Consider the following 6,349-nt stretch of genomic DNA (forward strand, 5'->3'; position numbering starts at 1 on the left):
CCGAGGGCTGCCGCCTACCCCGCGAGGGCTCCCAGCCACTGCCGCATCAGGACGGCGGTGTGTTCCGAGTCCTCGCGGACCAGGGACAGGTGGTCGGCGTCGATCGGGCTCACCACCGCGCCCTCGACGATCGGGGTGAGGTCGGCGACGCTGCCCGCGACGCTCTCCCGGGTGCAGCGGATCGACAGGACCGGTGCGGTGGTGTGCTGGACCTGCATGCGGTTCAGCAGCACCATCCAGCGGCCCATCGCGGACAGCCGGGAGTTGGTCAGCCGCACCGGGGAGGCGTCGTCGCCGCCGGCGAAGTTGAGCTGCATCATGCCGCCGTAGTCGACACCCTCGTCCTCGTTGTGCTGGAAGCTCAGGGTGTCCAGCAGGATCACCGCGGTGGGCCGGACACCCCAGGTGCTTTCCAGAACCCCTGCGGCGGCGTACGCCAGGGAGCCGCCGGACGAGTGGCCGACCAGCACGAACGGCTTGCCGTCGCTGGCCCGCAGCGCGCTCTCCGCGATGACCCGGACGGCCACCTCCGGGTTGTCCGGCAGCCGCTCGCCGGTGGCGAACCCGATCAGTGGCAGCGCGGACACCTCGTGCTCGCCGCGGAACTGGGCGGCCAGCCGGGAGTACTGGTGCGGGCCGGAGTTCGCGGTCGGCGCCGGGACGCAGATCAGCTGCGGTCCGGTGGCGCCCGCGGCGAGCTGCATCGACAGCGGCAGGTCCTCCAGCTCCGAGACGTACTCGAAGGTGGGGCGCAGCGCGGCGAGGGTGGCGAGCATCCGCTGGGCCTCGCGGACCTTGCCGGCGGCCAGGCCGTCGAGGAACAGCCGCTCCACCGAGTCGCGTTCCGGTTCACCGGCCGGTGCGGCCAGGCCGGTGGTGGTGCCCTGCTGGACCGCCAGTTCCGCGCGGATCCAGCCGGCCAGTTCGTCGGGTGTCTTGTTGTCGAAGATGACGGTGGCCGGCAGCCGCAGGCCGGTGGCGGCGCTGAGCCGGTTGCGCAGTTCCACCGCGGTCAGCGAGTCGAAGCCCAGTTCGTAGAAGTTGCGCTGGGCGTCGACGGCGGTCGCGTCGGGGTGGCCGAGGACCGCGGCGGCCTCGGTGCGGACGAGGTCCACCAGCAGCCGGGCGGGATCCCCGCCGGTCAGGGCGGCCAGCTGCCGGGCGAGGGTGACGCCGCCGGTCTCGGCGGTGGCGGCCGCGCGCCGGGACATCCGGACCAGGCCGCGGAACAGCGGCGGCACGAACGCGCCGGGGACGGCCGGGCCGGACTTCATGGCCAGCGGGGCGACGTACGGCGAGTACGAGCCGATCGCCGCGTCGTACAGGTCCAGGCCCTCCTCGACCTGCAGTGGTGGCATGCCGGAGGCCCGCATGCGCTGCATGTCGGTCTCGCCCATGTAGCCGGTCATGCCGTCGGCGTCGTCCCACGGTCCCCAGGCGAGGGTGAGGCCGGGCAGTCCGAGGCTCTGGCGGTGGTGCGCGAGCGCGTCCACGAAGGCGTTCGCGGCCGCGTAGTTGCCCTGGCCGGGGTTGCCCATGATGCCCGCGCCGGAGGAGAACGACACGAAGGCGGCCAGGCCCATGTCCCGGGTGAGTTCGTGCAGGTTCCAGGTGGCGTCGACCTTGGGCCGCAGCACCCGTTCCATCCGGTCCGGGGTGAGCGAGGTGAGGATGGCGTCGTCGAGCACACCGGCGATGTTGAACACCGCGGTCAGCGGGCGGGTCGGCGGGATGGACGCGATCAGGGCGGCGGCCTGGTTGCGGTCGGCCGGGTCGCAGGCGACGACGGTGACCGACGCGCCCAGTTCGGCGACGAGTTCGGCGGCGCCCGGGGCGTCCGGGCCGCGCCGGCTGGTCAGCAGCAGGTTGCGGGCGCCGTTGGCGATCAGGCGGCGGGCGAAGTGCCGGCCGAGGGCGCCGGTGCCGCCGGTGATCAGCACGGTGCCGTCGTGCAGCCAGCGGACCGGCATCTCCAGGACCAGCGGGTCGGTGCCGTTCTCGGTCGCGCGGAGGGCGGCGCGGGCCCGGCGTACGTCCCAGGCGTCGACGACCGCCGGGCGGCCCAGGTCCGGGTCGGTGGCGGCGGACGCGGCCTCGGTCCAGGACCAGTGCGGCGGGACGGCGGCCAGGGACCGGCCGTCGGCGACGGCGATCGGGCCGACGCCGCCGGAGACCAGGCCCATCACCCGGTCGCCGGGGTTGTAGCCGCGCAGGTCGGCGCCGGCCTCGGTGACGATGCCGGCGACCGTGCAGCCGAGCGGGCCGTCGGTGCGGGTGGTGCTCAGGGCGGCGGCGTGGACGTCGATGCGTACCTGGGACGGGCCGAGCGGCTCCCACACCTCGGGGCACGGGACGAGGGCGACGTCGTCGCCGGCGCGGACCAGCCGCCAGGCGCCGCCGGCCGGGGGCAGCAGGGTGTCGGCGGAGGCGAGGCGGGCCATCCGGCCGACCCGGACGATGCCGTCGCGGACCACGAACTGCTGGTCACCGTCGGCGGTGACACCGGGCACGAGCGGCAGGAACGCGGCCGGGTCGGGGGTGTCGACGATGAGGAAGCGGTCCGGGTTCTCCGCGTACGCGGACCGGATCAGGCCCCAGACGGCGGCGGCCGGCAGGTCGCGGATCGGTTCGCCCTCGTCGGCGGCGACGGCGCCGTCGGTGACGACGAGCATCCGGGCGTTCGACAGCCGGCTGTCGGCCAGGAAGGCCTGTGCCGCGTCGAGGACCCGGCCGGCGATCCGGTGGGTGGAGCCGGCGACGTCGGCGGGGTCGCCGGTGACCGGCAGGACCACGATCTCCACGTCGGAGGGGAGTTCGGCCACCGAGTCGCCGAACACGGCGTGCCGGACGGCTGCCGGTTCCGGGGTGTCCAGGGCGGGCCACTCCATCCGGAACAGCGGGAGCTGCTCGGCGGCGGACATCGCGGAGGGCGGGCGTTCCAGGCCGAGTTCCCGCACGGTGAGGACCGGGGCGCCGGCCGGGTCGACGGCGGCGATCCGGACCGTGTCCGGGCCCTGCCGGACGATGCGGCAGCGCAGTGTGGTGGCCCCGGCGGCGTGCAGGGTGACGCCCCGGAAGGACCGGGGGCGCAGTTCGTCGTCCAGGCCGAGCAGGCCGGTGACGTGGGTGACCGAGGCGAGCAGGGCCGGGTGGATGCCGAAGTACTGGGCGTCGCCGGCGACCGGTTCGGGCAGGGTCACCTCGGCGTACGCCTCGTCGCCCTGCAGCCAGACCGCGTGCAGGCCGGTGAAGGCCGGTCCGTGGCCGTGCACCTCGTGGAAGCCGTCGAGGTCGGCGCCGGTGGCGTGCAGCGGCGGCCAGGTGGTGGTGTCGAATCCGGGGTCCGGTTCGGTGGCGGCCGGGGCGAGGCTGCCGCGGGCGTGCAGCACCCAGGCGCCGTCGGCGTTCTCCGGCCGGGAGTGCATCGACACCGGGCGGATCCCGTCCTCGCCGGCGACTCCGACCCGGACCTGGAGGGCGGCCGAGGACCGGTCGCCGATCGCCAGCGGGGCGTGCAGTTCCAGGTCGCGGACGTGCTCGGCGCCGACCTGGTCACCGGCCCGGACGGCGAGTTCCAGCCAGCCGGACGGGGGCACGATGATCTGCCCGGATTCCCGGTGGTCGGCCAGCCACGGGTGCACCCGCAGCGACAGCAGGCCGGTCAGGACGACCTCGCCGGTGTCGGCGAGGGTGGTCACCGCGCCGAGCATCGGGTGCAGGGCGGCGGTGAGGCCGATCGAGCCGACGTCACCGGAGTGGGCCAGCGGGCGCGGCCAGTACCGTTCGTGGTCGAAGGCGTAGGTGGGCAGGCCGGTCCGGTGGGCGCCCGGGTACCAGGCGCTCAGGTCCAGGTCGGTTCCGGTGCTCCAGAGGGCGGCCACCGTCTCGAGCAGGGCGGTGTCCTCGTCCCGGTCGCGGCGCAGGGTGGGCACCACCAAATCGGCGTCGATCGCGCCGGTGAGCACGGCGTCCGGGCCGACCTCGACGACGGTGCCGGCGGCCATCGCGGTGACCCCGTCGGCGAACCGGACCGTCTCGCGCACGTGCCGGACCCAGTAGCCGGGGTCGGTGAACAGCTCCGACTCGATCCGGCCGGTCACGTTCGACACCAGCGGCACTGTGGGCTCGTGGAACGTCAGTCCCTCGACCACCGCACGGAATTCGTCGAGCATCGGATCCATCAGGACCGAGTGGAACGCGTGGCTGACGTTCAGCCGCCTGGTGCGCTCGAAACGGCTCGTGATCTTTTCCAGAGCGGAAGCGGGGCCGGACAGCACGACGGCGTCCGGGCCGTTGATCGCCGCGATGTCGACGCCCTCCGGGATGTCGCCCTCGCCGGCCTGGACCGCGATCATCACGCCGCCGGGCGGCAGTGCCTGCATGAGGCGGCCGCGCGCGGAGATCAGCGTGCAGGCGTCCGTCAGGGAGAGCACTCCGGCGACGTGCGCGGCCGCGATCTCCCCCACCGAATGGCCGGACAGCACCTCGGGGCGGACGCCCCACGATTCCAGGAGCCGGTACAGCGCCACCTCGACGGCGAAGATCGCCGGCTGGGCGTTGCCGGTGGCGTCCAGGTCGTCCCAGTCGATGGTCAGGTTGGCCACGACCTCGTCGAACGCCGACGCGAACACCGGGAAACGCCGGTACAGGCCGCGGCCCATGCCGGCGCGCTGCGAGCCCTGTCCGGTGAAGACCATGCCGAGACGCCCGGCGACGGCGGCGGTGCCGCGGGCGAGTTCGGTGCCGTCGGCGGCCAGGACGGCACGCTGCGCGAACGGCGAGCGCCCGGTCAGGGAGAGCGCGACGTCGGCGGGCGCGGTGGCCGGGTTGGCGGCCAGCCAGGTGCGCAACCGGCCGATCTGGGCGTCGAGGGCCCGCTCGGACTTGGCCGAGACGACAAGCGGCACCGGTCCCGGCGACGCGGTGGCGGCGGTGGTGTCCGCCGGGGCCTGCTCGATGATGACGTGGGTGTTGGTGCCGGAGATGCCGAACGAGGACACCCCGGCACGCCAGGGCCGGTCGTTGCGCGGCCACGCGGCCGGTTCCTGCAACAGCCGGATGCTGCCGGCCTCCCAGTCCACGTGCGAGGACGGCTCGTCCAGGTGCAGCGAGCGCGGGACCAGCCCGTGCCGCATCGCCATCACCATCTTGATCACACCGGCCACGCCGGACGCCGCCTGGGTGTGCCCGATGTTCGACTTGACCGAGCCCAACAGCAAAGGCACTTCACGATCGCGGCCGTACGTCGCCAGCAGGGCCTGTGCCTCGATCGGGTCACCCAGCGGGGTGCCCGTGCCGTGACCCTCGACCACGTCCACGTCGGCGTACGCGAGCCCGGCACTGGACAGCGCCTGCTTGATGACGCGCTGCTGGGACGGGCCGTTGGGGGCGGTGATGCCGTTGGACGCGCCGTCGGAGTTGACCGCGGATCCGCGTACCAGAGCAAGGATCCGGTGGCCGTTGGCGATGGCGTCGGACTGCCGCTCGACGACGAGCACGCCGACGCCCTCGGACCAGCTGGTGCCGTCGGCCGCGTCGGAGTAGGACCGGCAGCGGCCCGCGGTGGACAGGCCGCCGTCGACGCTGAAGCCGGTGAAGCTGACCGGGGTGGCCATCACGGTGACGCCGCCGGCCAGAGCCAGCGAACACTCGCCGTTGCGCAGGGCGGCGACCGCGGAGTGCAGCGCGACCAGCGACGACGAGCAGGCGGTGTCGACGGTGAACGACGGCCCCTCCAGCCCGAACGTGTACGACAGGCGGCCGGAGATGACGCTGGAGGCCAGGCCGGTGCCGGCGTGGCTGCCGACGTCCTCGCGGGACTGGGCGATCAGCGTGGAGTAGTCCAGGCCGTTGGTGCCCATGAACACGCCGGTGGGGCTGCCGCGCAGCGCGCCCGGCTCGATGCCCGCCGACTCGAACGCCTCCCACGACGTCTCCAGCAGCAGCCGCTGTTGGGGGTCCATCGCCATCGCCTCCCGCGGTGACACCCCGAAGAAGGCCGCGTCGAAGTCGGCTATCCCGTCCAGGAAGCCGCCCTCCAGCGAGGCGCTGCGGCCCTGCCCGCCGGCGCCACCGGCGGCGAGGGTGTCCAGGTCCCAGCCGCGGTCGGTGGGGAACGGGCTGATGCCGTCACGTTCCCCGGCGACCAGCGCCCACAGGTCGTCCGGCGATTCCACCCCGCCGGGCAGGCGGCACGCCATCCCGACGATGGCGATCGGCTCGTTCGCGCCCGCCTCGACCTGTTCCAGCCGCTGTCTCGTCTCGTGCAGGTTCGCCGTGACCCACTTGAGGTACTCGACCAGCTTCTCTTCTTCCGGCACGTCAGAGGCCTTTCTCGTCCGGAGATCGC

At 73.9% G+C, this 6,349-nt stretch carries 1 pseudogene; it reads right to left on the reverse strand.

Features of this window, described 5'->3' with window-relative positions:
- Positions 1 to 14 precede the first annotated feature (14 nt).
- Positions 15 to 6,302, reverse strand: a pseudogene (locus tag Aco03nite_RS26100) (type I polyketide synthase); the annotation flags it as partial.
- Positions 6,303 to 6,349 lie beyond the last annotated feature (47 nt).

Origin of the sequence: Actinoplanes couchii, assembly GCF_016862075.1 — a bacterium.
GTDB classification, from domain to species: Bacteria; Actinomycetota; Actinomycetes; order Mycobacteriales; family Micromonosporaceae; genus Actinoplanes; species Actinoplanes couchii.